Annotated in this window: 25 protein-coding genes; 7 read left to right on the forward strand and 18 right to left on the reverse strand. The window is 59.9% G+C overall.

The annotated features are described in order from the left end of the window. Positions 1-23: 23 nt before the first annotated feature. The 13 genes from AWB64_RS04280 to motA all read right to left on the reverse strand — a co-directional run bounded on the left by AWB64_RS04280 (position 24) and on the right by motA (position 13147). Positions 24-1310, reverse strand: coding sequence for a DUF3443 family protein (locus AWB64_RS04280; protein WP_060817756.1), 1287 nt, complete (start codon positions 1308-1310; stop codon positions 24-26). A gap of 27 nt (positions 1311-1337) precedes the next feature. Continuing rightward, complete coding sequence (locus AWB64_RS04285) at positions 1338-1868, reverse strand: DUF2844 domain-containing protein (protein ID WP_374728602.1); 531 nt, start codon at positions 1866-1868, stop codon at positions 1338-1340. A 235-nt stretch (positions 1869-2103) separates the two neighbouring features. Further along, positions 2104-2802 carry a protein phosphatase CheZ gene (cheZ, locus tag AWB64_RS04290; RefSeq protein ID WP_060817385.1) on the reverse strand — a complete coding sequence of 233 codons (699 nt, stop codon included), beginning with the start codon at positions 2800-2802 and terminating at the stop codon, positions 2104-2106. Positions 2803-2814: 12 nt separating this feature from the next. Beyond that, the gene (cheY, locus tag AWB64_RS04295; protein ID WP_060817386.1) at positions 2815-3210 is read right to left on the reverse strand and encodes a chemotaxis response regulator CheY; all 396 of its coding nucleotides are present in this window, start codon (positions 3208-3210) and stop codon (positions 2815-2817) included. Positions 3211-3289: 79 nt separating this feature from the next. Then, on the reverse strand, positions 3290-4399 hold the full coding sequence (locus tag AWB64_RS04300; RefSeq protein WP_060817387.1) for a protein-glutamate methylesterase/protein-glutamine glutaminase: 1110 nt from the start codon (positions 4397-4399) through the stop codon (positions 3290-3292). Between the two features lie 2 nt (positions 4400-4401). Continuing rightward, positions 4402-5121 carry a chemoreceptor glutamine deamidase CheD gene (cheD, locus tag AWB64_RS04305; protein ID WP_060817388.1) on the reverse strand — a complete coding sequence of 240 codons (720 nt, stop codon included), beginning with the start codon at positions 5119-5121 and terminating at the stop codon, positions 4402-4404. Continuing rightward, positions 5118-6044: a CheR family methyltransferase gene (locus AWB64_RS04310; RefSeq protein ID WP_060817389.1), complete on the reverse strand. Its 927-nt coding sequence runs from the start codon at positions 6042-6044 to the stop codon at positions 5118-5120. Before AWB64_RS04310 ends, cheD begins: the two co-directional genes overlap by 4 nt. A gap of 57 nt (positions 6045-6101) precedes the next feature. After that, a complete protein-coding gene (locus tag AWB64_RS04315; RefSeq protein ID WP_060817390.1) occupies positions 6102-7898 on the reverse strand; it encodes a methyl-accepting chemotaxis protein in 1797 nt (598 codons plus the stop codon). A gap of 50 nt (positions 7899-7948) precedes the next feature. Further along, positions 7949-8479, reverse strand: coding sequence for a chemotaxis protein CheW (cheW, locus tag AWB64_RS04320; protein ID WP_060817391.1), 531 nt, complete (start codon positions 8477-8479; stop codon positions 7949-7951). A 44-nt stretch (positions 8480-8523) separates the two neighbouring features. After that, complete coding sequence (cheA, locus tag AWB64_RS04325; RefSeq protein WP_060817392.1) at positions 8524-10758, reverse strand: chemotaxis protein CheA; 2235 nt, start codon at positions 10756-10758, stop codon at positions 8524-8526. A gap of 85 nt (positions 10759-10843) precedes the next feature. Next, positions 10844-11224, reverse strand: a complete 381-nt coding sequence (locus AWB64_RS04330; RefSeq protein ID WP_060817393.1) for a response regulator — start codon at positions 11222-11224, stop codon at positions 10844-10846. A 48-nt stretch (positions 11225-11272) separates the two neighbouring features. Next, complete coding sequence (motB, locus tag AWB64_RS04335) at positions 11273-12244, reverse strand: flagellar motor protein MotB (protein WP_060817394.1); 972 nt, start codon at positions 12242-12244, stop codon at positions 11273-11275. 42 nt (positions 12245-12286) lie between these two features. Beyond that, positions 12287-13147 carry a flagellar motor stator protein MotA gene (motA, locus tag AWB64_RS04340; RefSeq protein ID WP_060817395.1) on the reverse strand — a complete coding sequence of 287 codons (861 nt, stop codon included), beginning with the start codon at positions 13145-13147 and terminating at the stop codon, positions 12287-12289. Positions 13148-13846: 699 nt separating this feature from the next. Here motA and AWB64_RS04345 point away from each other — a divergent pair. Continuing rightward, on the forward strand, positions 13847-14911 hold the full coding sequence (locus AWB64_RS04345; RefSeq protein WP_060817396.1) for a glycosyltransferase family 4 protein: 1065 nt from the start codon (positions 13847-13849) through the stop codon (positions 14909-14911). Positions 14912-15104: 193 nt separating this feature from the next. Here AWB64_RS04345 and AWB64_RS04350 read toward each other — a convergent pair whose 3' ends face one another. Further along, entirely contained in the window at positions 15105-15410 is a 306-nt protein-coding gene (locus tag AWB64_RS04350; protein ID WP_060817397.1) for an H-NS histone family protein, read from the reverse strand. 293 nt (positions 15411-15703) lie between these two features. On the opposite strand from AWB64_RS04350, the gene aqpZ reads away from it, so the two are divergent. Both aqpZ and AWB64_RS04360 read left to right on the forward strand, forming a co-directional pair. Then, on the forward strand, positions 15704-16423 hold the full coding sequence (gene aqpZ, locus AWB64_RS04355; protein WP_060817398.1) for an aquaporin Z: 720 nt from the start codon (positions 15704-15706) through the stop codon (positions 16421-16423). Between the two features lie 349 nt (positions 16424-16772). After that, positions 16773-17057 (forward strand): PXPV repeat protein, encoded by a 285-nt coding sequence (locus AWB64_RS04360; protein ID WP_060817399.1) that lies wholly within the window; start codon positions 16773-16775, stop codon positions 17055-17057. A gap of 110 nt (positions 17058-17167) precedes the next feature. Here the strand turns inward: AWB64_RS04360 and AWB64_RS04365 are convergent, their stop codons facing one another. Both AWB64_RS04365 and AWB64_RS04370 read right to left on the reverse strand, forming a co-directional pair. Continuing rightward, positions 17168-17974 carry a Cof-type HAD-IIB family hydrolase gene (locus AWB64_RS04365; RefSeq protein ID WP_060817400.1) on the reverse strand — a complete coding sequence of 269 codons (807 nt, stop codon included), beginning with the start codon at positions 17972-17974 and terminating at the stop codon, positions 17168-17170. A gap of 40 nt (positions 17975-18014) precedes the next feature. After that, positions 18015-18917, reverse strand: a complete 903-nt coding sequence (locus AWB64_RS04370) for a glucosamine kinase nucleotide-binding domain-containing protein (RefSeq protein WP_060817401.1) — start codon at positions 18915-18917, stop codon at positions 18015-18017. A gap of 172 nt (positions 18918-19089) precedes the next feature. Between AWB64_RS04370 and AWB64_RS04375 the strand changes: the two genes are divergently transcribed. The 3 genes from AWB64_RS04375 to AWB64_RS04385 all read left to right on the forward strand — a co-directional run bounded on the left by AWB64_RS04375 (position 19090) and on the right by AWB64_RS04385 (position 21105). Continuing rightward, a complete protein-coding gene (locus tag AWB64_RS04375; RefSeq protein ID WP_060817402.1) occupies positions 19090-19737 on the forward strand; it encodes a DNA-3-methyladenine glycosylase I in 648 nt (215 codons plus the stop codon). Positions 19738-20208: 471 nt separating this feature from the next. Further along, entirely contained in the window at positions 20209-20634 is a 426-nt protein-coding gene (locus AWB64_RS04380) for a hypothetical protein (protein ID WP_060817403.1), read from the forward strand. A gap of 111 nt (positions 20635-20745) precedes the next feature. Further along, entirely contained in the window at positions 20746-21105 is a 360-nt protein-coding gene (locus AWB64_RS04385; protein ID WP_060817404.1) for a hypothetical protein, read from the forward strand. Between the two features lie 155 nt (positions 21106-21260). On the opposite strand, the gene rpsU is transcribed toward AWB64_RS04385, so the two are convergent. Together rpsU and AWB64_RS04395 are read right to left on the reverse strand one after the other, a co-directional pair. After that, positions 21261-21473, reverse strand: a complete 213-nt coding sequence (rpsU, locus tag AWB64_RS04390) for a 30S ribosomal protein S21 (protein ID WP_031357080.1) — start codon at positions 21471-21473, stop codon at positions 21261-21263. A gap of 363 nt (positions 21474-21836) precedes the next feature. Then, positions 21837-22784, reverse strand: a complete 948-nt coding sequence (locus AWB64_RS04395; RefSeq protein WP_060817405.1) for an aldo/keto reductase — start codon at positions 22782-22784, stop codon at positions 21837-21839. Positions 22785-23069: 285 nt separating this feature from the next. On the opposite strand from AWB64_RS04395, the gene AWB64_RS04400 reads away from it, so the two are divergent. Then, positions 23070-24284, forward strand: coding sequence for a flagellin (locus tag AWB64_RS04400; protein ID WP_060817406.1), 1215 nt, complete (start codon positions 23070-23072; stop codon positions 24282-24284). Positions 24285-24461 lie beyond the last annotated feature (177 nt).

The raw sequence follows: 24461 nt of genomic DNA on the forward strand, positions 1-24461 counted from the left end.
GCGCAGCGCTCGCACGAAGCCGTTCAGAACGCCACGAAAGGCGAGTTTCCGTTTGTGCCAAATCCGAAATACACGTGCCTTCCGAAGAAGAACGGCAGGCCGAAGTCAAACAGCGTCGGGAACGAACCGATATTGCCCGCCAACCCGTTGAGCGCGTAGTTCGTGCCACTGCCCGCCAGCGTCTTCGCGTTGGCAACGGTGAAATTCACTGTGCCCGTTGTACCGTCGAGACCACGCACCGTCGATGACAAAGTCTGCGAACTTGCCGGGCAATAAAAGTCCGTGAAGGTCGTGGTACAGGCAGGCAACGAAGTGTCGTTGAAAAACAGCCCGTTCGAGCCCGAATCGACGATCGTCGTCACCGTAGCGCCCTTGTACGTGCCGCTCAGGTTGCCGAACGCCGACGAGCGAAACGACGTTGCGCCGGTCAGCGTGTTGTTGCTCTGCGTCCCGATCCCGAACACCAGCGTGCCGGTCACCGAAGCCGCCGCGCTCGCCACGGGTGGCAATTGCACGATCACGCCGTTGTTGTCCGTAGCGAACTTCGTCACCGGATTCACAACCTGGTTCGCGACCGCCACGGCCACCTGCGAACAGTTCGTGCCCGAAGGACACGAGTAGTAATTGCTGGTCACTGGATTCGTGCAGGCAGTCCCGCAATCCGTCGGCGATACACCCACGCCCAAGATTCCGTTCGCGCCCAGTTGCCGCGACGTACGCTCGTTGCTGCCATTGATACAACCCGACGCCGGGACCGTCGAGTCGGCCAGATCGCCCACGACCTGGACCGGAATGGCGCTCGCGGTTTCGCCGCCAATCTTCACGTCGGCGGTGCGCACGGTGCCCCACGTGAAGCCATCGGCGAATTGCGTGCACTGCGCAAGCTGGCCGCCGCTCGTCGACTGGTTGATCGGCAGGTTCGTGATGATTTGCGCGGCGGCGTCGCTGGCCAGACGCAGGCCATACGAGCCGGTATCGACCTGAATGTTGTCGATGGTCTGGCACGTGCTGGTCCCGGGCGCGCAGACGGTCACGCTCACGTTCGGAATATTGATGAAATTTTGCGCGCCGGGGCCAACAGTAATGGGCACCGTGTTCGCAGCCGTGGCCGCGATGGGCTGCGCACCGGGTGTGTCGCTGGAACCCGCGCCGCCGTTGTTGGCGCCTGGGCTGCTGACGGAATTGTTGTCGGAGTCGCCGCCTCCGCCGCCGCAGGCCGCAAGAAACAGGGACAAGCTGAGCACGGCGAGCCAGCGGAACAAGCCCGACTTGAAGCACAAGAGCGAAGATAAAGACGACGATGAAAACATCGGACGCATGGTTAAAGTCTCCGTCCGTTATTGAATGTCGCTGGCGCTGACGCCGGCAGGCAGGGCTTGCGGAAGATAAGCCTGGCCGACGAACGCGCCCATGTGGCCACCGGAACGGACAACGAGGGCGCTGCCCGCAACGCTCACGGGCCCGCGACCGCCGCCATTGGCGCGCTGGTTCTGGATGCCCTGGACGTATTGCGGGAAGTAGCTGCCGAGCAGTGTCGGCAAATCGGGGATTCGCGGGCCTTGCCACGCAATGCCGAACACCGTGCCGTCCGCGCCAACGTATTCATTGACAACGGTGCCCACGGGAAGCGTGGTGGTACGCACGGTGAAAGAACTTGCCGAGGCCGATGACGCCGCCGAAGCTGCTGACGCCGATGCCGCATGCGATACCGAATTGGTGACGGTAGCGCCGGAAGGCGCCGTCATGGGCGCGCCGCCGAGCACCGCGTAAGCGGGCGATACGGCCAGCAAGCCGAACGTCAATCCTGCTGCCAGGCTTACGAGCGCGTGAGCGCGCCGAAAGCCGGATGAAATGATCGAAGTATCCACTTCGCTTCTCCGTTCGATTATTTCAAGCGATGCACAATTTTGTCTGCTGAAACGCCGCACGCAGTGCGAACCGTTTGTCGAGACGTAAGTATGCCAGCCGAATGCGTCGATCTCGGGAAAGTGAAGATATGTTACGACGTGAATTTGGGTGAAATGGCTGAAACCGGTGTCGTTTTGACGCGCTCCGGGCCGATGTCATCCATGTACATCGCCCGGGCGCGTCAAAAACGCATGCTCAAAAACCGAGGCTGGCGAGCAGATCGTCGACCTGGGTTTGATCCTGAACCACGTCGGTGCGGCCTTCCGGATTGATTTGCGGGCCGTTCAGCAACGTGTCCGGCGTGCTCATTACGTTCGATGCTGCCAGCGCCGCCGCTTGCGCCGCGAACTGTTCGCGCCGTTCGGGCGCAATGTTCTCCAGCAGCACGCCAAGAAGCTGCTGTTCGATCACGTACACCACGTCGGTAATCTTCTTGATCACCTGCCCGGTCAGATCCTGAAAATCCTGCGCGAGCATGATTTCGAGCAATTGCGCGTTGGTCGCGACGGTGTGAACCGGCACTTGCTGGAGAAAACCGCGTGTATCGGCGAGTAAGGTCTTTACGTCCGCATTGTCCAGCGGCGCGCCGTACCACTGCTCCCAGCGGGCGTCGAGCGCCTGGGCGTCGCGCTGCATGGTTTCCTGCAGCGGCTTTGCGAGTTCGATGGCGTTCAGCGCGCGATCCGCGGCCTGTTCGGTCATCGTTGCGACATATTTCAGGCGATCGCGGGCATCCGGAACCATTTCGGCGGCGGCTTCCACTTGTTTGTCGAGGCCGAGTTCGCGCATGGAATCGCGCAGCGTGCGCGTCAACTGGCCAATGCGCGCCAAAATGCGATCGCTCGATGCATCCCCTTCTTGCTCAATCACCGTAAGCGCTTCCTGGGTCGTCATTTGGTTCACGATTCAGCTCCCGGCCTTGGCCATCTTTTCGAGAATCTTCGAGAGCTTCTCGTCGAGGGTCGCGGCCGTGAACGGCTTGACCACGTACCCGCTCGCGCCAGCCTGCGCCGCGGCAATGATGTTTTCCTTCTTCGATTCCGCCGTCACCATCAGCACGGGCAAGTGCGAAAGGGTCGCGTCGGCGCGAATCTGCTTGAGCATTTCAAGCCCGTCGAGGTTCGGCATGTTCCAGTCGGAGATGACGAATTCGAAGCCGCCACCACGCAGGCGCGCCAGACCGGCCGCGCCGTCTTCCGCTTCATCCACATTCGAGAAACCCAGCTCTTTCAGCAGGTTTCGCACGATACGGCGCATCGTCGGAAAGTCGTCGACGACCAAAATCTTCATGTTCTTGTCCATCTTCACTGCTCCTTGTATTCCGGTGTTTTCTTCTGGCGGCGCAAGACGCCGCACGGGTATTCGAATCTGGCGGGCGGGTTCAGACGCGCTGCGTGCGCTCGCCCATGGAATTGAGGCGCGCCATCACGCGCCGGGTCATTTCCTGCAACGGCGCGATCTCGCTCACGCCGCCGGTTGCAATGGCTTCGCGCGGCATGCCGAACACCACGCAGCTCGCTTCGTCCTGCGCGAACGTGTAGGCGCCGGCCTGCTGCATTTCAAGCATGCCCTGCGCGCCGTCGCGGCCCATGCCGGTCAGGATCACGCCAAGCGCATTCTTGCCGGCATGCTGCGCGGCGGAACGGAACAGCACATCCACCGATGGCCGATGCCGGTTGACCGGCGGGGCATCGGAGAGATGCGCGACGTAGTTCGCACCGCTCCTCGCGAGCACCAGATGGGCGTCGCCGGGCGCGATGTACGCGTGGCCCGGCAGCACACGCTCACCGTGCTCCGCTTCTTTTACGGCAATCCGGCACAAGCCGTTCAGACGTTGTGCAAACGACTTCGTGAAGCCCGGCGGCATGTGCTGCGCGATCATGACGCCGGGGGCGTCGGGCGGCAGCGGCAACAGGAGTTCGCGAATGGCTTCGGTGCCGCCTGTCGACGCCCCGACGATAATCAGCTTTTCCGTACTCACCAGCGGATTGTTCAGATTCGGCGTGGGCTTGGCCGCAGCGGCCGCGCCGCCCGCACCTGGTGCCGCGTGCACGACATGAGGCGTTTGCCGCACGCGCGCACGCGCGGCGGCGCGGATTTTATCGGCGAGTTTTTCCGAGTATTCCAGCATGCCGTCGCGAATGCCCACGCGCGGTTTCGTCACGAAATCCACCGCGCCGAGTTCGAGCGCGCGCAGGGTGATTTCCGAACCGCGTTCCGTCAGCGACGAAACCATCACCACCGGCATCGGCCGCAGCCGCATCAGCTTTTCAAGGAAATCGAGGCCGTCCATGCGCGGCATTTCCACGTCGAGCGTGAGCACGTCCGGGTTGTGCTGCTTGATCAGGTCGCGCGCGACCAGCGGATCGGGGGCGGTCGCGCACACGTGCATGTCGGGCTGCGAATTGATGATCTCGGTCATGAGGCTGCGCACGAGCGCCGAGTCATCGACGCATAACACGCTGATCTTCGGTTCGGTGCTCCGGGCCATTGTCATGCTTCCTCCGCCGTCTTCGCGCGGACGGTTCGCTGCAGGCCGGCTGCGGCACCGAACAATTCGATGCGGGGTTTATCGTGTGTTTTCGCTTTCGGCTGGCTGAACAACTCGACGCGCGCACGCGCGTTTGCCAACCGCTCGCTGCGTTCTTCTGGCGTTTGCCGCACGAGCGCCTTTTCGCGTTCGACCACGCCTGGATCTTGTTGCGTGATCAGTTTCTTGACCATCGCCTGGCCGGTTCGCGGCATGAATGCGACCTTGCGCGGATACATGCCCTGCAGGTCTTCAGCCACGATCCGGATCTTTTCCAGCGCGAGATAGCGGCGCACGAACTCGGAATTGCGGTCCCCGATATTGATGGTCGTCATGCCCGCCAGCACCGCGCCGCCGCCAAAGACTTTTGCCTCGAAACGTTCGCGCCGCCCGCCGCGCTTGATCATCTCGTTGATCAGCACTTCCATGGCGTACGCGCCGTATCGCATGGAATCCGAACTGGATTGCGACGCGTCGGCGCCGTCGTCGGGCAGCATGAAATGGTTCATTCCACCAATGCCCGCCGTCCGGTCATGAATGCACGCCGCCACGCACGAACCGAGCACCGTGACGAGCACCATGTTTTCGCCCGTCATGTAGAACTCGTTCGGCAACAGCTTCACGCCTGGGAGCTTGAAGTGGTTGTCGAAGTAAAGGTTCGTCGCGATCGGCAATGCGCTCATGCCAGTTCTCCGGCGAGCGCCTTTTTCCTGGCCGGCGCAGCAACGGAGTCGCGCGACAACGCGTATACCGTCTGGCCGCGCAGCTTGAACGCCTGCGTCACGTAAGTGAAGTTTTCCGAATGCCCGGCGAACAGCAGGCCGCCGCTTTTCATCAGCGGTTCGAAGCGCGCGAGGACCTGCGCCTGCGTGGGTTTATCGAAGTAGATCATCACGTTGCGGCAGAAGATCGCGTCGAACTGGCCCGACAGCGCATATTTCGAATCCGTCAGGTTCAGTTGCTCGAACTTCACCATGGCCCGCACTTCGGGGCGGATCTTCACCATGCCCGCGTGCGCGCCCGTGCCCTTCAGGAAGAAGCGCTTCAGGCGTTCCGCTCCGAGCGTCTTCACCGAGTCGAGCGAATAGACGCCCGCGTCGGCCTTCTGCAAAACCTGGCTGTCGATATCCGTCGCGATCACCGTGCAGTGGCGCGCAGCGGAATCGCCCAGTGTTTCCATCAGCGTCATGGCGATGGAATACGGTTCCTCCCCCGTCGACGCCGCCGAGCACCACACCGAGAACGGCTGCGGCCGGCTCTTCGCGAACGTGGCGAGAATCGGAAAATGATGCGATTCGCGGAAAAACGCGGTCAGGTTCGTGGTCAGCGCATTGGTGAACGCTTCCCACTCGGCGCTGTCCGGCTGCGCTTCGAGGCGATCGAGATAAAGACGAAACGTATCGATGTTGCACGCGCGCAGCCGTCGCGCGAGACGGCTGTACGCCATGTCGCGTTTATGCTCGGACAGCGAAATCCCCGCGCGCCGGTGAATCAGCTCGCGAATGCGCCCGAAATCGGCGCTGGTGAATTCGAAGTCGCGTTCCACTTCCGAACCGTTTCGGGTCCGGTCGCGGGAAGTATCGACGGGTGAGCGCGTTGCCATCATCTAGCCTTTGTTCTGCTGGAACGTGCGTTGGGCCTGCATGCTCTTCTGCCACTTGCCTTAAAAAGTTTCCCAGTCGCCGGCTGCGGTTGCAGCGAGCTTTGGTGCTTTCGCTACAGGTGCGGCTTCTTCAGAAGAAGCCGGAGTCACTGCGATAACCTTCGCAGTTACCTTCTCGTTATCCTTATTAACGGCGCGATTGGCCGCGACGTTAGGCCGCGAAACAACTTTTATCGGCGTGGTGGCGTGGGTTGCATTGGCCGGCGTGGCAACCGATGGTTCAACGCGTTCCTGCGCTGTGTCGCCACTGACTTGCCAGTGGCCAACCACATCCTTCAGCTTGCGCGTCTGCTCTTCAAGCGACGCCGCAGCGGCCGCCGCTTCTTCAACAAGTGCGGCGTTCTGCTGCGTGACTTCGTCCATTTGCCCGACCGCGCGGCTCACCTGTTCAATGCCTTGCGATTGCTCTTCGGACGCCGCGCTGATCTCGCCCATGATGTCCGTCACGCGGCGCACCGCCTGGACGATCTCATCCATGGTCGTGCCGGCGCGCGCCACGAGCTGCGAGCCGCTTTCGACCTTCGCCGTCGAATCGCCGATCAGCGACTTGATCTCCTTGGCCGCCGCCGCGCTGCGTTGCGCAAGGCTGCGCACTTCGCCCGCCACGACCGCGAATCCGCGGCCTTCCTCGCCGGCGCGCGCCGCTTCCACGGCCGCATTCAGCGCAAGAATGTTCGTCTGGAAAGCGATTCCTTCAATCACGCCGATGATGTCCACCACCTTGCTCGAACTCGATGAAATCGCGTTCATCGTGCTCACGACCTGTTCAACGACTTCACCGCCGCGCGATGCAATGTCCGACGCGTTCACGGCCAGTTGCGAAGCCTGCCGCGCGTTCTCGGCGTTCTGCTTTACCGTGCTGGTGAGCTGCTCCATGCTCGACGCCGTTTCCTGCAGCGACGCCGCCTGTTCTTCCGTGCGTTGCGACAGATCCGTGTTGCCGCTTGCAATCTCGCGCGCGCCGACATCGATGGATTCAGCGCCGTGATGCACCGATCCGACCATCGCGGTCAGGTTCACGCGCATGCGTTCGATACCCGCGAACAAGCGGCCGATCTCGTTGGTTTTATCGGTGTGCGCGGAGCGCGTCAGGTCGCCGCGCGCGATGCGCTCGAAGTGATCCACGGCTTCGTTGATCGGCTGCACGATCATGCCGCCCATCGCGAAGCGCGTGCCAATCAGGGTCAACACCGCGAGCACCATCACGCCCACGATCACCTGGATCAGCAACGCAATATTCGCCTGTGCATCCACGCGCAAGATATCGGCGTGTTTCTGCATGAAGTCCACGACCGCGGACGCCGCCGCGTCCTGCGCCACGAACATCGGGCTGATCTTCGTGTCGGCGATCGCGTGATATGCCGGCAGGTCGTTTGCGCGGATCGCGACAAACTCCGGTTCCACGCCTTCGCGCATCAGTGCGTCGCGCCGGGCGACGACTTCGTCCAGCATGGCTTGCGGCAAGGTCGGCTTCGGCGTGGCGAGGAACAGCTTCCAGTTCTCGTTGGATTTATCGAGCAGGACCTGGCCGCGATCGATCGCCTTTTTGGCTTCGTCGGTCTTGCCAGCTTCATCGAGCGAACGCACGCGATCAAGCGTCACGCGGGCTCGCAGCAGGTATGACGACGCGTCGTTGAGCGCGCGCGTCGAGACCATGTCGCCGTCGGCCAGCACGGACAGCGAATTGCCGGCCGCGTGCAAGCCGTTCAGCGACAGCGCGGCCACCACGGCGGCAAAGCCGACGAACAACAGGCCCACGAGCGTCAGCGTAGTACGAATCGACCAGTTCTTAAGCATGTCTTTCTTCCCGACCAGCGTGAGTTCAATCAGTTACGTGAAACGTGGGATCAAGCCGCGACGGAGTCGATCAACTCCATCTCCTTGCTTGTCATCAGCTTTTCGATGTCCATCAGGATCAGCATGCGGCCGTCGACCGTGCCGAGTCCCGTCAGATATTCGGTCGTGAGCGTCGCGCCGAATTCCGGTGCGGGCATGACCTGGTCGGCTTGCAGCGTAAGGACGTCGGAGACGCCGTCGACCACCATGCCCACCACGCGATGCGCCACGTTCAGGATGATCACGACCGTCTGGTTGTCGTACTCGACGCGCCCGAGATTGAACTTGATGCGCATGTCGACGATCGGCACGATAATGCCGCGCAGGTTGATCACGCCCTTGATGAACGCCGGCGCATTCGCGATGCGCGTGACGTTGTCGTAGCCGCGAATTTCCTGCACCTTCAGGATGTCGATGCCGTACTCTTCCGCGCCCAGTGTGAAGACGAGGAATTCCTGTCCGGCCGCTTCCGCCTGCGTGCTGACACGTTGAACGTCACGGCGCTGCGCCGCGGATGTAATGGATTGGATGTCTGCTGCCATTTTTAACTCCCGGAGTTGCGTTGTCTGGTTAATGCATCAGTGCGTCAATGCGTCAGCGCACCATGCGCCGTGCGGTTTTCTCGATTGAGCGCCGCCACGTCCACAATCAGCGCCACGCTGCCGTCGCCGAGAATGGTTGCGGCCGAAATGCCGTGCACCTTGCGATAGTTCGTTTCGAGGTTCTTCACCACCACTTGCTGCTGACCAACGAGTTCATCGATCAACATGGCAAAACGACGCCCCTCGGACTGAATGATCGTGATGATTCCCTGCGTGGGTTCCGTGCGCGCGTCGCTCACTTCAAACACCTGATGCAGCGCAACGAGCGGCAGGTATTCACCGCGCACGCGCACCACGCGCTCGCCGCCCGCGACGGTGTAGATATCGTCGGCAACGGGTTGCAGCGATTCCATCACGAAGTTCAGCGGCAGGATGAAAATCTCGCTGCCCACCTTCACCGACATGCCGTCGAGAATCGCAAGCGTCAGCGGCAATACGATCTTCGTGGTCGTGCCGCGGCCTTCGCGCGACTGGATTTCGACGTGGCCGCCCATTGCCTGGATATTGCGTTTCACCACATCCATGCCAACGCCACGGCCGGAAATGTCGGTAACCTGGTCGGCGGTGGAAAAGCCCGGCATGAAGATGAGTTGCCAGACTTCGTCGTCGGACATCGATTCATTGACCTGCATGCCCTGCTTCATTGCCTTGGCGAGAATCTTGTCGCGGCGCAGGCCCGCGCCGTCGTCGCTGACTTCGATCACGATGTTGCCGCCGTGATGCGCCGCCGACAGCACCAGTTGCCCCGCCGCCGCCTTGCCCGCGGCGCGGCGCGCTTCCACGGTTTCAATGCCGTGATCGAGCGAGTTGCGCACAAGGTGCGTCAACGGGTCGATGATGCGTTCAATCAGGCTCTTGTCCAGTTCCGTCGCCTGGCCGAACGTGACGAGTTCGACTTCCTTGCCGAGTTTCGCGGCGAGATCGCGCACGAGGCGCGGGAAACGGCTGAAGACGTAATCCATCGGCATCATGCGGATGGACATCACGGCTTCCTGCAGGTCGCGCGCATTGCGTTCGAGTTGCGCCATGCCGTTGAAAAGGCGGTCGTGCAGCGCGGGATCGAAAGTGCTCGTGGTTTCGGCAAGCATGGCTTGCGTGATTACCAGTTCGCCCACGAGGTTGATCAACTGGTCGACCTTCTCCACGCCCACGCGAATCGAACTGCCTTCAGACGCCGCCGGCGCCGCAGCAGCGCGAGCCTTGGGCGCTTCAGCCGGAGCCGATGCCGCCGCCACATTCGCGCGGGGCTCGGCGGCGGCGGTTGCGGCCGCCATCGGTTCCGTCTTCCCTGCGTCGGGTGCTTTTTCCGTCACCTCTCTGGTTTGTTCTGTTGCCGCAACCGCGGCCGGCGCTTGAACTTCCGACGCCTGCGATGCATTACCCCGGCCAATCGAAATCTGCGATTCATCGATCACGAAACAGCACACGGCGACAATGTCATCCGCCGACACATCCGAGTCCAGCCACAACGTCAGGTCACCGCCCGACTTCTTTTCCCCGACAACAGTCCCGAGGTTGCCAAGCTCTTCAGTCAGCAGAGCCTGGTCCTTTTCCCCTACCCCCCGAAGCGTAATTTTCAGATGTGGGCCGTCATCGGCTTCATCGTTTGCATTTGCCGATTCCGGCGCGGACGCAAACTCCGTCCAGCCGCCTTCTTCTTCCACGGCTTCGTTCGCCTGCTCGACTACATGCGCGGGCGGCTCGTTCGGGCCCAGCGCCATCGCGACTTGCGCGAGATCCTGCGCGATAGCGGCTTCATCGGCGAAAGACGGCGTGGGCTCCGCAGCGGCTTGCGGTGCGTGACCGGCGTGGCCAGTGTCGTCGCCCGCGTCGTTGTCGCGCAGGAATTCAAGCTTCGCGCAGATCGCCTTCGCGGCGGCCGCATCCGGTTCCGCGCTCGCGCGATACGCGCCGAGCTGATCCGACAGCACGTCCTTGGTTTCAAGAAAGGTATCGATCATGTCGCGGCGCAAGACCAGCTCGTTGTTGCGCGCCCGATCGAGCAGCGACTCAAGAATGTGCGTGGTCTCGGTCAGCGCCGAAAAGCCGAACGTGGCCGCGCCTCCCTTGATGGAATGCGCCGCGCGGAAGATCGCGCCCAGATCCTCGGGATCGGGGTTCGCCAGATCCAGCGCGAGCAGCAATTGCTCCATGTCGGCGAGCAGCTCGTCGGCTTCATCGAAGAATGTTTGATAGAACTGCGTAATGTCGAGTGTCATGCCTGGGTCACCACCGGATGCCTTGTCTGTCGTCGCTATGCGCGTCGTAAGTGCTGTGTGCTTTGTGCTGTTGATGCTGATACGTTCAGTGCGACTGCTCGGCGTCCGACAACGTCGCCACCAGCTCGGTCAGCATGTCGGGATCGATTGGCTTTTCAATCCAGCCCGTCGCGCCCGCTTCTCGCGCCGCCGCCTTGAACTGCTCGCTCGATTCGGTCGTGAGCACGAGGATCGGCGTGTTCGCGTACGCCCGATGCCCACGCAACTTCACGATCAGATCGAGGCCGCTCATGGCTGGCATGTTCTGGTCCGTGACGATCAGATCGAATTGCTCGGCGAGCGCCGCTTCGTAGCCTTCGGCGCCATCGGCGGCAACTTCAACGCGATACCCCGCCGCAACGAAGGTCGCGGACAGGACCTTGCGCATGGAAGCTGAGTCGTCGATGGTCAGAATGTTCTTGATCATGGTTGGTCGTTCCTGGTCCGATGTTCTTGAGGCGCGTCCCGAAGCTGGCTACTTGGCCGCCGGCCTGGCCGGCGCAAGCGCGCCCAGGTCAGGCGTGGCGTTGCCAGGATTCAGGGGATTGCTGGTGATCGTGGTTGCTGAAGAGTCGTCGCGCGTCATCGACTCTTCCGATTTGCGATTCAAAACGAGAATGCTGATGCGGCGGTTTTCGGGATCGAATGCGTCTTTCTTGTTCAGGTTCTGCGTGGATGCCAGACCGATCACGCGCAGCACCTTCGCTTCGTCCATGCCGCCCGAGATCAATTCGCGGCGTGAGGCATTCGCCCGGTCCGCCGACAACTCCCAGTTGCTGTACCCCTTCTCGCCACCAGCATATTGCGTTGCGTCCGTGTGACCCTGCACGACGATGCGGTTCGGCACGTCGTTGAGCGCCTTGCCGATTTCGCGCAGGATGTCGCGCATATACGGCTGCACGGAATTGCTCGCGAGGGCGAACATCGGGCGCTTCTGGGTATCCACGATCTCGATGCGCAAACCCTGTTGCGTCGAATCAATGCGAATCTGCTGCCGGAACTGACGCAAGACCGGATTCGCGTCAATCGCCGACATCAGCTTCACCTGCAGGTCATGCAGGCGAGCCTGATCGCGCCGCTCCAGTTCGCCTTGCGCGTCCTTCAGCGTCTGCTCGTCAATGCGGTTCGAGCGCCGCGTGCCGTCGCTCATGCGCGTCGTGCCTGGCTCGGGGCTTGAGATATCGCGGCCGCCGCCGTCGATGATGCTCGAGTCCATGCCGGTGCGCTGCCCGCCCATGATCGCGTTCTTGAGCGGCATGTTGAAATATTCCGCAATGCCCTGGCGCTGCACCGGCGACACGGCGCTCAGCAGCCACATGAGCAGGAAGAACGCCATCATCGCCGTCATGAAATCGGCGTAGGCGAGCTTCCACGCGCCGCCGTGATGCGCTTTCTTGCTCGATATGATCCGTTTGATGAAGATTGGGCGGTCGTTCTTGTTGGCCATGATGGATTCTCCGAAAGCGCGTGGTCGCGTGCAGGCGTGTCGTTATTTCGCCTTCACGCGGCGCACGTGTTCTTCCAGTTCGGAGAACGACGGACGCTCGGTGGAGAACAGCACCTTGCGGCCGAACTCGACCGCAATCGCCGGGGCATAGCCGTTCAGGCTCGCGAGAATCGTCACCTTGATGCACTGGAACATCTTCGTGGACTCGGCCACGCGCTGCTCCACCACGCTCGCAAGCGGCCCGATCAACCCGTACGACAACAAGATGCCAAGGAACGTACCGACCAGCGCCTGCGCGATCATCTCGCCGAGGATTGCCGGCGGCTGATCGGCCGACGCCATGGTATGGACCACGCCCATCACGGCCGCGACGATCCCGAACGCCGGCATGGCGTCGCCAACTTTATGCAGCGCCTGAGCCGGGCCTTCGCCTTCGGCATGATGCGTTTCGATTTCCTCGTCCATGAGACTTTCGATTTCGAACGCGTTCATGTTCCCGCCGACCATCAGGCGCAGGTAATCGGTCAGGAATTCGACGATATGGCGATCAGCAAGGATCTTCGGATATTGCGCAAAGATCGGGCTCTTGGCCGGATCGTCTATGTCGGACTCCAGCGTCAGCGTGCCTTCCTTGCGCGCCTTGGCAAGCAGCACGTAGAGCAGCGCCATCAACTCCATGTACACGTCCTTGTTGTACTTGGAGCCTTTGAAAAGCGTCGGGATCACGCGCAGCGTGGCCTTGATCGTCTTCATGCCGTTACCGAGGATGAATGCGCCCACGCCCGCGCCTGCAATCATCAGGATTTCAACCGGCTGGACCAGCGCGCCCAGATGCCCGCCTTCCAGCGCATAACCGCCGAAAACCGACAACAGCGTCACTAGTGTTCCGATGAAAATCAGCACAGTCGAATCCTCATGGTTGCAGCGGCGAAACCGCCGTTAAGTGGTTTACGGCACGAGGCTGGAAAACTTTGAAGGGAAATAGGAAGGCGCGGATTTCTGGCGCGTCTTTATTGGCGGGGGGTTTACCGTGTAAGGTGTGTGCGCCCTTCGAAGCCCGCCAGAGTTGGACAAAAATCGGGCAAAGATGCCGATTTATCCTGAATGTCCGGTTTAATGGACGTCATCGGCCGCTCGTCGTGGCGGAGTTTTATTACAGCGTGTTTCATTCGCGGTTTAACGGCGCCGTATCGGAATGACTTCACGCGCATGCGTCATATATTTCGGGTTATAAGTGCTAACCCTGTCTGGAAAGGGCTCGATGGCGCTGGCATGGGCATTGCATCCCAAGGCGTCCTGGGCTTGCGTCGCACGTTTCGAAACGAGTCGATATTTGCTCAAACACCCTGCCAGACAAGGGATTCAGCCTAAGTTCACGTTTCGTAACCGGCGGTGTTTCGCGCTGTAACAAGGTTAAGCGTTTGAAAAATGACTCGGCGATCACCGCAGTCATCCTGATAATGGGTCTTAAGGGATTACCCGATTTACCCGGGTCCGATTTAACGGGGGCGGCAGCATAGAGGCTGGCCGGTCCGCAAGGCTTCAGCGGTTTTCTATCGGAATTCCGTTGTTTGAAGCCGTAACGAACAGGAGAGTCACGTTATGCGTATCGCACAAATTGCACCTTTGCACGAAGCAGTTCCTCCGAAGTTCTACGGTGGCACCGAGCGCGTTGTCTCGTACTTGAGCGACGCACTGGTCGACCTGGGCCATGACGTAACGCTCTTTGCGAGCGGGGACTCGGAAACCAAGGCAACGCTCGATGCAGCATGGCCGCGTGCGCTACGCCTGGACCCGTCTATTCGCGACTGGAACGCGCCGCATGCGCTGCTGCTCGAGAAAGTGCGTCGCCGTGCCCACGAATTCGACGTACTACACTTTCACCTCGACTACATGCCGTTCTCGACGTTCTCGCAAATGGACACCCCGTTTGTGACCACGCTGCACGGCCGTCTCGATTTGCCAGAACTGCAACCGGTTTTCGACGCTTTTCCTGAAGCACCGGTCATTTCGATCTCGGATTCACAACGTCAGCCGTTGCCGCAGGCTGCCTGGTTGAACACGATCTATCATGGCCTGCCGCAAAACCTGCTGACACCGCAAACGCACAAGAAACCGGAGTATCTGGCGTTTCTGGGCCGCATCTGCCCTGAAAAGCGTGCCGATCTCGCTATCCAGATTGCAGCGCAGACTGGTTTGCCGCTGAAGATTGCCGCAAAGGTCGATAAGGTCGACCAGGAATACTTCAAGAGCACGATCGAGCCGTTGCTGTCGAGTGCGAATGTGGAATTCGTCGGCGAAATCAACGAGCAGCAAAAGCCGGAGTTCTTGTCGGGCGCCAAGGCATTGCTGTTCCCGATCGACTGGTCGGAGCCGTTTGGTCTGGTAATGATCGAAGCAATGGCCTGCGGTACGCCCGTGATCGCGTTTAATCGCGGTTCAGTGCCGGAAGTGATCGACCATGGCGTGACGGGCTTCATTTGCGAAGACGTTCAGGGCGCGGTAGGCGCGCTGCAACGGCTTGAAGAATTGTCACGTACTGAAATCCGCGCCCAGTTCGAACGTCGTTTCTGCGCAAGCACGATGGCGCAGAACTATGTCGACAGCTATACCGCACTGCTTCAAGCGGCAAAGCGGCCGGTGCTGCGTCAAGTTGCAATAGGTTGAACGGGAAACGCCGAGCAAATAGGCCGATGCAACGTCCATTTAGAAAAATGTGACATCGGCTGGATTTAATGCATTGAATTTACTTGAATTATCTGTATGGCAACGTGAAAAAATCCGCCCGCTCCGGGTGGATTTTTTTTGTCTTCGAACATGCTGGCCAAAATCTTTACGCTGACTGCTTCAGTACGCCGTCTCAGGAATGATCTTGATTAATCAAGAACCGCTCACGGCTTTTACCCACAATCCATTTCGGTGGTTTGCCACGACCGCTCCAGGTATTACCTGATTTAGGATCTTGATAAACCGGCGGCAATGGCTCCTTTTTGGGTGGCCTGCCGCGGCGCACGACTGTCAACCCCAAGTCCTGTGCCGTGAGGCCATACTCGACAATCTTTCTGCGGATATCGGCAAGTACCGCTTCCAACTCCGCGCGCCGCGCTTCTTCAGCCTGCTCCTGGAGTTTGGCGATTTGCGCCTTGAGCTCAGTGTATTGCGACATTTCTATTCCTCTCTAATAGGCAGCAATTATTGAGAAGACTAACGGCATCGAATAAAAGATGCAACGGTAGCCAATGCAATTGCAGAAAGTCTGAAACTAAATGAGAAGATTCTTGAAACTATAGAGCAATCTTAATAAGAGTTGCCTTAGTTCTCGTTGATTTGACAATTATTGACAACTAGTCGCGGCACTCGGATTACACTGCCTACCCGCTCCATTGATCGCAGAAAATATCAGCGGTTACATGCATCGGAAACGTTTCGGTTTTTTATATATTTTTAGGACTTCGAATCATGCGATTAGGACAGCGCCTCGGCGCAGAAATGTTTGGTACGTTCTGGCTCGTGCTGGGCGGCTGCGGAAGCGCCGTGCTCGCCGCTGGATTTCCTCAACTTGGTATTGGCTTTGTGGGCGTATCGCTCGCGTTTGGCCTGACCGTGCTCACCATGGCTTACGCCATCGGCCATATCTCGGGCTGCCACCTGAACCCCGCCGTGAGCGTTGGCTTGACCGTCGCCGGCCGCTTCCCCGTTCGCGAACTGGCTCCGTATATTGTGGCGCAAGTGATCGGCGGCATTCTCGGCGCATACGTGTTGTCGGTGATCGCCAGCGGCGCGCCCGGCTTCGACCTGGTGGCGAGCGGTTTCGCGACCAATGGCTTTGGCGACCAGTCGCCGGGCCACTACTCGATGATCGCCGCGCTCGTCTGCGAAGTGGTCATGACGTTCTTCTTCCTGTTCGTCATCCTGGGTGCTACCGACAGCCGCGCACCCGCAGGCTTTGCGCCGATCGCCATTGGCCTTTGCTTGACGCTGATCCACCTGATTTCGATCCCGGTTACGAACACGTCGGTGAATCCGGCACGTTCGACAGGTCCGGCGCTGTTCGTCGGCGGCGCGGCGGTGGAACAACTTTGGCTGTTCTGGGTTGCACCAATCATCGGCGCGATTATCGCGGGCGTGGTTTATCCGCTGCTGACTGGCGCAAAGAATCGGGCACTCGCTTCCGCCTGATTAAAAGCCATCTGATTGGATAAGAAAACGGGCGCTCGACGCCCGTTTTCTTATTGGTTTAAAGATTTCTTGGTCTTAGCGGCCACGTAATATGAAATGCTTGCGACAAATGTAATGCGCGTTTACTGCCTTTCAAATTCGGAAACGCTGGCCGCGGCTGCCATACTCCTGTCCAGGTGCTCTTGAAGCTTTACCCACTAAGGTCTGCGCCTCCATTTGACGAGCGCTTTCACGCGACGATCGTACTTTCACGATACTTTCACCCCGTAACAACTCGTCGATACTCGTAAGACTGCGGATGCGTACATTGGACTCATGCGACACGCGTCGCCCAAAAAAGGAGAACACCATGAAACGCATCGTCACTCATCTGCTGGTTGCAGCCGGTTTGGCCGTGAGCGCGGTCGGGGTTGCGCAAGCGCATACGGACCTGAATATTGGCTTGTCGCTGGGTGCGCCGGTCTACTCGCAACCCGCGCCAGTCTATGTACAGCCGGCGCCTTATTACCGTGCGGCGCCTTCATGGCATCGTCACGATGAACCGCGCTGGGGCGGACCGGATCGCGGACGTTGGGATCGCACCGGCTGGAACCATCGGGATGATTATCGCGGCGGATGGAATCATCGCGGGTAATAACTCCAGGTCCAGCATTTTGTGAAGCTTAAACAAGAAGGAGCGGCCATTCTCGAGGCGCTCCTTTTTTATTCCTCGCGTTAAATATCCGAGCTGAAATCCGCTCGGGGTTAATTGCTCATGCTGAACAAACTGCGCAATTGATGCGCGACGCCGGCCTCGAAGTTATTGCCGGTTCGCGCAATATCCGGCAAGCGTTTGACCAGATCAGGATTTGCGTTTTTCATCATGAACGGCCGGCCCGCTGTCTCAAGCAAGTCGATGTCGTTCATGTTGTCGCCAAATGCAACGCAATGTGCGGCGTCAATATCCAGCCGGTCCAGCACAAACCGCAGCGCCCGCCCCTTCGATACATCCGACGTCATCACCTCCAGGCAATCCGGCATGGAATACGTCACGTAGATGGATTCGCCAAACTCGCGCTCGAGATTTTCCGCGGTCACCTTCAGATCTTCCGGCTCACCGATATACAACACCTTCGCAATGTTCTCGCCACCGTGCCGGCGAAGGTCCATCACGTCGTAGTTGAACCCCGAGTCCTGGTGAAACTCGAGCAAGGTGGGCGCGTGGCGGTCGATCAGCCAGGCGTCGTCGGCGAAGAGATTCACAATGACCCGCTCGCTGCCGGCCAGATCCGGCTGGACGAGCCGGCGTACCGCCGAAGGTGCAATGTCCCGTGCGTAAATGCGCTCGTTGTCCGGTGCATGAATACGCGCGCCGTTCGACGTGATCAGGTATGCGTCGACACCCAGAACAGTGCGAATTCCGACCACGTCCCTGTAATGCCGCCCAGTCGCGATGATGAAGCGCACGCCCTGTGCTTCCAGTTCGCGAACCGTTTCGACGGTGAATGGATCGACCTGATGATCGCTGTTGAGCAAAGTGCCGTCGAGATCGGTTGCGATGATCGAATACATGGGAGAGCCGCTTCCTTTTAACCGTTAGGAACCTGACATTCTAGCGCGCGACACGGGATTTTCCGGCTGCGGCGCGACGAGCGAGTTGCAGCGCGCCTGCGGCCGAGTCAGCGAGCGGCGCGCGTAACCGGGCACGGAGCGTCTCGGGCACAAACGGTTCGAGTGGGGCTGCGAGGCCGCCGCACAACGCTACCGGCATGATTCGGCCGGGATCGAGCGCCCGCACCATTTTTTCGATTTCGCGACCGGCCTCCTGAAGCAGGCGCTCGGCAAACGGATGGTTTCGATGCTGGAAGACCGTTGGTGCGAGCGCGGCGTAACCAGTCTGATTTGCAGCACTCAACCAGACCACCAGACCATCGCGATCGCCTACGCCGGTGCATTCAAGCAGAGCGCGGGACCAGTCATCTGCAGGTGCGCGGCAATCCAGTACATGCTGCAAATGCACCGCCGCGCGCATGCCGAGCCACGCGCCACTGGCTTCGTCGCCGCTCGGAAAACCGTAGCCGCCTGCGATCCGGACTTGACCCCGGGAATCAAGCGACGCCGCGATACTGCCCGTGCCCAACGCTACGATCACGCCCGGCTCGCCGCCGTGCGCGCCCAGCAACGTAGTCAACGCGTCACTTTCGACAACAAGCGCGCATCCCTCCGGCGCACTTTCATGGAACTGTGCGAGCCACCCGGCGTGGTTGACGCCCGCCAGGCCGCAACCGAGTGCACATGCGCTCCACTCGAACGGCAAGCCGGCGGAGCCGAATGCGCGCGAAATGGTTGCATCGATTGCTTGCCAGGCGCGCTCGACGCCCAACGCGAGACCCGACGGGCCGCCGGTGGCGCGAGCGAGTTCAATGCCGTTTGCATCGGCCAGGACGACACGTGTGCCGCTACCGCCGCCGTCGACGCCAATCAGGTAAGAGTAGGAGTAAGTTGATGTAGTCATGCCGCAAGCTTAACGGCACGACGAAGCCACCGCCACTCGACCGAATGGGCTGGCAAATGTGCCGCCTCGCGTAGAGCATTCTGTCACTGACTAGGCCAATCGGCCGACTATTCCGGCCGACGCCTTGGGCCTATGCTGATCGAACGCCAACCATGCATCTCCAGAATCAGCCATGACCAATGCAAAGCAACCAGCTCCGGAACCTCGCAAAAACTCCGAACCGCACCGCTGTGGCTGGGTCAGCACGGCAGCGCTCGCCCAGTACCATGACACCGAATGGGGCGTCCCCTCGCACGATGATCGCCACCTGTTCGAAATGCTTGTGCTTGAGGGTGCGCAGGCCGGCCTGTCTTGGGCCACGATCCTCAACAAACGGGAAGGCTACAAAGCACTGTTTCACAACTTCGACGTAGATCGTGTAGCCGCTTTCACCGAGGAAGACGCCGCCAAACTGCTGCTCGACCCACGCATTATCCGGAACCGCGCGAAGGTCGCATCTGCTATCGCCAATGCCCGCGCGGTGCAGCGCATTCAGGCCGAGCACGGCTCCCTCGCGGCGTTCGTGTGGTCATTCGTTGGTGGCACGCCTATCGACACTCCGCGCGCCTCGTACTCGCAAGCGCCGGCATTCAACGAGGTATCGGACGCATTGAGTCGCGCGCTCAAGAAGTTTGGCTGCTTATTTGTCGGGTCGACCACCTGCTACGCCTTCATGCAGGCAACCGGCATGGTCAACGACCACGAGGCGACTTGCTTTTGCCGCTTGAGCCGTCAATCTGCGCACACGAAGCGTTTGACCGCCGCCAAAGCGCCAAATTAGTAAATTGATTGGCACGGTTTTATGACTTGGATATTGCGTTTTCGCAACGTTTTTCGCAGTTTTAGGCCGCCTCAGGGAAAATCCCGACCAGAAGCCTCCGGGATGGGTAAATAACGCTCTGAAGCCTTTACTACAAAGACTTTGCGGCCAGTCGTCCCTCGTGCACAAAGCCTTGCGTCATGTCAAAATTGCGGCCTACTGCGCGTGAGCACCCATTTTTTACCGGAAGAACGCTATAAATTCGGTGCAAGCGGCTCTTGGCAAGTGTCCAGCTACCTTGGAACTCGCCGAACGAGCTCAGCCAAGCGTGCCCAGACCCGGCGGGCGGTATTGCCGGAAGCGAACAACGCATCAAAAAATGCGGATTATGTGGTCGACCGCGCTAAAACGATCGGATTCGCGTCCGATACTGATAACGCTGTTTGATGACACCCACGAAGCGCCGCGATGTCGGTGCGGGGGATAAACAGAATGAAAAACCTCAACTTTTTGACGCATCAGGAAATCTTCGATCGCGCCGTGCATCACTTGTTTGGCCAAGGCCAGGCTGCGTTATTGCCGCGAGGCGGCGGCGCATACCGCGGATACTGCGGCGGATGTCCTGTTGGCAGTTTCATCAAGCCACGCGACTACATGACGGCAATGGAAGGAATACCTATCCGTTTCATCGACAAAGGTCCGGAGGCGGTTCCTTCGTACATGGATGTCGGCGTGGCAGCGTTGAAACGCGCGTTGCTGCGCTCGAACATCAATGTCTACGATCCGACCACAGTCGAATTGCTCAGTTGCCTGCAAAACGTGCACGACGTCTTCGGCAAATGGGAGTGGCGCGAGCGCTTTGCATCGATTGCGCGCCAGTTCAACTTGTCGGCGGACCGGTTGAAATCGGCGGCTTGAGGCAAAAGAATGCGGCCGGCTCCGTCGAGGTCCGGCCGGCCCTGCGCGGGTAGCGCCGAGCACGAGTACCAGCGGGCAAGCAACGCATTATTTAGAACAACGAGTCACGCAATGTTAACGGCAAGAGACATCTACGAACGCGTGAGCGCGCATTTGCTCACGCAGCGGGCTGTGTCGGAAGATGACAACGGTTCGTGCCGGCTACGCAGCAGCGACGGCCGCAAATGCGCTATTGGCTCACTGATCGCTGACGATGTGTACCGCCCGGATATCGAGGGCGTCGGCATTTCGTATTATAAAAATGCGAGAGACGGGTCGTTGTTGCGGGCGCTTTATGCGTCGAACGTGAATGCTTACGACCCCGAGATTGCCGAATTGCTGATCGAACTGGAAGAAGTCCACGACGACTTCGGCGTGGACGAATGGCCCCAATTGCTCGCTCGACTGGCAGAACGGCACGCATTCGTCTGATCGGCGTGCAGTAAGGACCGCGCAACCCGCGGAGGATCAGGACGCAAAACGCGAATGAAATATGCAAAAGCAAAGCGGCGATGCAACCCCATGCGGGGCGGCATCGCCGCTTTGCTTTGTCACAACCCCGCAACAGGGCCGCGACATGCCAGGAATCAGTGAAGCTTCTTGGGCAGCATCTGGCTACGCAGACGCTTGCGCAGGCGGCTAACTGCAGCCGCTTTCTTGCGCTTGCGTGCTGTCGTCGGCTTCTCGTACGACTGGCGTTCGCGAAGTTCGGCGATCAGGCCGTTCTTTTCGATGGTCCGGCGAAAGCGACGGATCGCAACGTCGAACGGCTCGTTTTCTTTCAAAACAATAGTGGTCATGGAAGTCCTAAATCGCTAATACGTTTTTCTGACTGCGCGGCGAAGCGTAACCAAGCAGGCTTACACCGCGCGCCGGCACTCCGATCGTCCACCCAACGCAGCAGACACGAGCAAAGCGGCCACGGAGGCCGGAAAAGAGAGAGGTGGGATTTCACCGCCGATCACGGCATGCGCATTCCCCTGGAATCCGGAACAGCGCACTTCGGGCCGCCAGACGTCGCGAAAAATGCGGCGTCATCGGGCAAAAATCTCGATTCGGGCGAGATGTTATCAGATCGCTGACGTGTCGCCAACCCCGCAAAGCCGCTCTGCGGGGCGCAACTCCATGAAAATCCGCGGTTTTTCAGGTTTTTATGCAAAAACTCACGCTGGATCGCTGACCTCGTTCAGCAGCGTGACATCTTCTGGAGAAAGGGTGATGCGCGTGGCTTCGGCGAGGCTTTCCAGTTGTTTGACCGACGTCGCGCTGGCAATCGGCGCGGTCACGCTGGGACGGGCGATCAGCCACGCGAGCGCGATTGTAGCGGGCGCCACGCCGTGACGATCGGCGACCTTGACTAGCGCTTCGATGATCGCCAAACCGCGATCATTCAGGTAGCCCGTCACCTTTGCGCCGCGCGCTGCGTTTTCGGTATCGGCTTTCGAGCGGTATTTCCCGCTCAGAAAACCGCTCGCCAGGCTGTAATACGTCACAACGGAAACCTTGTGCGCCGTGGCAACCGGCTCCTGATCGCCTTCATAACCCGCGCGGTCGTACAGGTTGTATTCCGGCTGCAACACCTGATAGCCCGCAATCCCCTCCTTCGCGGAAATCTTCAGCGCTTCTTCCAGGCGTTCTCCCGTGTAGTTTGAAGCGCCGATAACCCTCACCTTACCCGCCGCAATCAGCTTCTGGTAAGCGCCGAGCGTGTCGAGGAGCGGAGTTTTATCATCGTCGCGATGAGAGAAATAGACGTCGATGTAGTCCGTCTTCAGCCGCTTGAGCGAGTCGTTCACCGCCGCCTCGATGTTCGCCGCCGACAGCCCCGGCCGCGTGCTCAGCATGCCGACTTTCGTGGCAAGCACGACTTTGTCGCGCTTGCCGCTTTCTTTTAGCCACTTGCCGATGATCGTCTCCGATTCACCGCCCTGATGCCCGTCGACCCAGGCGGAGTAGACGTCGGCGGTATCGATGAAATTGAGGCCGTGGTCAACAAATGCGTCGAGCAGCGAGAACGACGTGCGCTCGTCGGCGGTCCAGCCGAACACGTTGCCACCGAAGACGAGCGGCGCGACCTTGAGATCCGAAGTACCGATGGTGCGGTGTTGCATGGCGGCTCCTGATGTGTGCGGTTGAGAGAAGTCCTCGAAAAAGAATACCCGTGAATCCTCATGCCCGCAGGCGGCGACCCATTGCAAAACCCTTACGGCAAACGTTTTTCCATGTTTTCGCTATTCCTTCTACAAATCGTTTTCTAATTCCTCAAGTTTTTTTCCAAGGGGCCGCTAACCCAAGTAGGCGGCCGGCTAACACGCTCGGAACCGCCAGGCAACAGGACGGCGTAGTAGCCAAAAACAGCCCTTTAGCTCACACAGCTTCTTCAGGAGAAATCCAAAATGATCGGTATTAACAGCAATATCAACTCGCTGGTCGCTCAGCAAAACCTGGGCAGCACGCAGAGCGCGCTGTCGTCGGCCATCACCCGCCTGTCGTCGGGCAAGCGCATCAACAGCGCAGCGGATGACGCAGCAGGACAGGCCATCGCATCGCGCATGACGTCGCAAATCAACGGCCTGAACCAAGGTGTGTCGAACGCGAATGACGGCGTTTCGATGACGCAAACGGCATCGAGCGGTCTGAGCCAGATCACCGACAACCTGCAACGTATTCGCCAACTGGCCGTGCAGGCTTCGAGCGGCTCGCTGTCGGCAACCGACCAGGCTGCGCTTCAGTCGGAAGTGACGCAGCGTATCAGTGAAATCAACCGCATTTCGTCGCAAACCACGTACAACGGCACGAACCTGCTGGATGGTTCGGCTGGCGTGAAGAGCTTCCAGGTTGGCGCGAACGTTGGCCAGTCGATCAGCATCGATCTGGGCGCATCGGCCAACGTATCGGCACTGAAGCTCGGCGGCGGTTTTCCGCAAAAGGGCACGACAGTCGGCAGCATCGACGGCCTGTCGTTGAATGACACGGGCGCGTTTGTCGCAGCCACCGCAGCTGCCCCCGCAGCTATCACGACGGTCAACGTCATTGCCGACGGCAAGGGCGGTTATACCTATACGGACCAGAACAACAAGGCGCTCGGCGACGGCACGGGAACCGAAGTCATCCCGGCGTCCGATGGCGGCGACGGTACGGCTACCTACAAGTTCACGGCTTCGAACGTCATCACGACCACGACCGCCGGCGGCAAGAACTCAAGCGTGCTGGCTGCTACGGCAATGGATACGGGAGGCGCCGCTACCGACCAGCAAAAAACTGAACTCGCTTCGTTCGACGCCAACAGCACGCCGCCGCAAGTGTCGGCGATCGACATCAGCACCGCCGACGGCGCATCGAGCGCTATCGAATCGATCGATAACGCGCTGAACAGCGTCAACGCACTGCAATCGGAACTGGGCGCCGTCCAGAACCGTTTCAGCTCGGTAGCCACGACGCAGCAAGCGCAATCGACGGACTTGTCGTCGGCTCAATCGCAAATCACCGACGCGGACTTCGCGCAGGAAACCGCGAACCTGAGCAAGGCGCAAGTGCTGCAGCAAGCAGGTATCTCGGTGCTCGCACAGGCCAACTCGCTGCCGCAACAAGTCCTGAAGCTCCTCGGCTAAGCATTTTTGACAGCGAGCTAACCGGCGCGCGCGACGCTACAATGCGCGCCGGCTGAAACACCCGCATCACAGCGGTAGTTGCAGCAAAAAAGAAGCATAAAACCGCTGGGAGGCTTGCCTCCCAGTTCGCGTTTCCGGGATTTATCGAGTGATTTCCGGCCCACGCCCGAACGGAGC

Origin of the sequence: Caballeronia sordidicola, from assembly GCF_001544455.2 — a bacterium.
In the GTDB taxonomy this organism is placed as follows: Bacteria; Pseudomonadota; Gammaproteobacteria; order Burkholderiales; family Burkholderiaceae; genus Caballeronia; species Caballeronia sordidicola.

What these genes read in the sequence shown, in the direction of transcription:
- AWB64_RS04350 (WP_060817397.1), bottom strand. Translation starts at nt 15,410, where the DNA reads ATGTCGCAATACACTGAGCTCAAGGCGCAAATCGCCAAACTCCAGGAG.
- AWB64_RS04315 (WP_060817390.1), bottom strand. Translation starts at nt 7,898, where the DNA reads ATGCTTAAGAACTGGTCGATTCGTACTACGCTGACGCTCGTGGGCCTG.
- cheA (WP_060817392.1), bottom strand. Translation starts at nt 10,758, where the DNA reads ATGACACTCGACATTACGCAGTTCTATCAAACATTCTTCGATGAAGCC.
- AWB64_RS04395 (WP_060817405.1), bottom strand. Translation starts at nt 22,784, where the DNA reads ATGCAACACCGCACCATCGGTACTTCGGATCTCAAGGTCGCGCCGCTC.
- AWB64_RS04365 (WP_060817400.1), bottom strand. Translation starts at nt 17,974, where the DNA reads ATGTATTCGATCATCGCAACCGATCTCGACGGCACTTTGCTCAACAGC.
- AWB64_RS04330 (WP_060817393.1), bottom strand. Translation starts at nt 11,224, where the DNA reads ATGATCAAGAACATTCTGACCATCGACGACTCAGCTTCCATGCGCAAG.
- AWB64_RS04370 (WP_060817401.1), bottom strand. Translation starts at nt 18,917, where the DNA reads ATGACTACATCAACTTACTCCTACTCTTACCTGATTGGCGTCGACGGC.
- AWB64_RS04310 (WP_060817389.1), bottom strand. Translation starts at nt 6,044, where the DNA reads ATGATGGCAACGCGCTCACCCGTCGATACTTCCCGCGACCGGACCCGA.
- cheY (WP_060817386.1), bottom strand. Translation starts at nt 3,210, where the DNA reads ATGGACAAGAACATGAAGATTTTGGTCGTCGACGACTTTCCGACGATG.
- AWB64_RS04400 (WP_060817406.1), top strand. Translation starts at nt 23,070, where the DNA reads ATGATCGGTATTAACAGCAATATCAACTCGCTGGTCGCTCAGCAAAAC.
- AWB64_RS04375 (WP_060817402.1), top strand. Translation starts at nt 19,090, where the DNA reads ATGACCAATGCAAAGCAACCAGCTCCGGAACCTCGCAAAAACTCCGAA.
- cheZ (WP_060817385.1), bottom strand. Translation starts at nt 2,802, where the DNA reads ATGACGACCCAGGAAGCGCTTACGGTGATTGAGCAAGAAGGGGATGCA.
- rpsU (WP_031357080.1), bottom strand. Translation starts at nt 21,473, where the DNA reads ATGACCACTATTGTTTTGAAAGAAAACGAGCCGTTCGACGTTGCGATC.
- AWB64_RS04345 (WP_060817396.1), top strand. Translation starts at nt 13,847, where the DNA reads ATGCGTATCGCACAAATTGCACCTTTGCACGAAGCAGTTCCTCCGAAG.
- motB (WP_060817394.1), bottom strand. Translation starts at nt 12,244, where the DNA reads ATGGCCAACAAGAACGACCGCCCAATCTTCATCAAACGGATCATATCG.
- cheD (WP_060817388.1), bottom strand. Translation starts at nt 5,121, where the DNA reads ATGAGCGCATTGCCGATCGCGACGAACCTTTACTTCGACAACCACTTC.
- AWB64_RS04385 (WP_060817404.1), top strand. Translation starts at nt 20,746, where the DNA reads ATGTTAACGGCAAGAGACATCTACGAACGCGTGAGCGCGCATTTGCTC.
- AWB64_RS04300 (WP_060817387.1), bottom strand. Translation starts at nt 4,399, where the DNA reads ATGGCCCGGAGCACCGAACCGAAGATCAGCGTGTTATGCGTCGATGAC.
- AWB64_RS04360 (WP_060817399.1), top strand. Translation starts at nt 16,773, where the DNA reads ATGAAACGCATCGTCACTCATCTGCTGGTTGCAGCCGGTTTGGCCGTG.
- AWB64_RS04380 (WP_060817403.1), top strand. Translation starts at nt 20,209, where the DNA reads ATGAAAAACCTCAACTTTTTGACGCATCAGGAAATCTTCGATCGCGCC.
- AWB64_RS04280 (WP_060817756.1), bottom strand. Translation starts at nt 1,310, where the DNA reads ATGTTTTCATCGTCGTCTTTATCTTCGCTCTTGTGCTTCAAGTCGGGC.
- aqpZ (WP_060817398.1), top strand. Translation starts at nt 15,704, where the DNA reads ATGCGATTAGGACAGCGCCTCGGCGCAGAAATGTTTGGTACGTTCTGG.
- cheW (WP_060817391.1), bottom strand. Translation starts at nt 8,479, where the DNA reads ATGGCAGCAGACATCCAATCCATTACATCCGCGGCGCAGCGCCGTGAC.